2 rRNA genes are annotated in these 728 nt (G+C 47.8%); both read left to right on the forward strand.

From position 1 onward, the window contains the following. A 16S ribosomal RNA gene (locus AC07S4_RS30360) occupies window positions 1-89 on the forward strand; the annotation flags it as partial. A 200-nt stretch (window positions 90-289) separates the two neighbouring features. Then, window positions 290-728 (forward strand): 23S ribosomal RNA (locus AC07S4_RS30365); the annotation flags it as partial.

Consider the following 728-nt stretch of genomic DNA (forward strand, 5'->3'; position numbering starts at 1 on the left):
GGAGGGCGCTTACCACGGTAGGATTCGTGACTGGGGTGAAGTCGTAACAAGGTAGCCGTATCGGAAGGTGCGGCTGGATCACCTCCTTTCTAGAGTAGGCACCACGCCAAGCGCTCACACTTATCGATTGTTCTGTTCTTTAAAAATTTGGAAGAAGTAAAGATTTATTATTTTTCGTCTGATCGAAAGGTCAGGCGAGGGTAGTGATTGCAATATCAACAAACGCAACAACGTAGTACTTCTTGCTTTGTAACGGTTCTTTGTTAGTCGCAAGGAATCAATGTTATAGGGACAAGTGAATAAGTGCACATGGTGGATGCCTTGGCGATTACAGGCGATGAAGGACGTAGAAGTCTGCGATAAGCCTCGGGGAGCTGACAAACAAGCTTTGATCCGAGGATTTCCGAATGGGGAAACCCGGCCTTTTAGGTCATTGCATGCTGAATACATAGGTATGCAAAGCGAACGCGGCGAACTGAAACATCTAAGTAGCTGCAGGAAAATAAATCAACCGAGATTCCCAAAGTAGTGGCGAGCGAAATGGGATGAGCCTGCATGATTTAGCATGACGCATAGTGGAACGACCTGGAAATGTCGGCCATAGCGGGTGATAGCCCCGTACACGAAATGCGACGTGTGGAACTAAGTATGCGACAAGTAGGGCGGGACACGAGAAATCCTGTCTGAATATGGGGGGACCATCCTCCAAGGCTAAATACTCGTAATCG

Source organism: Pseudoduganella sp. GW821-FHT05F09 (genome assembly GCF_059419605.1).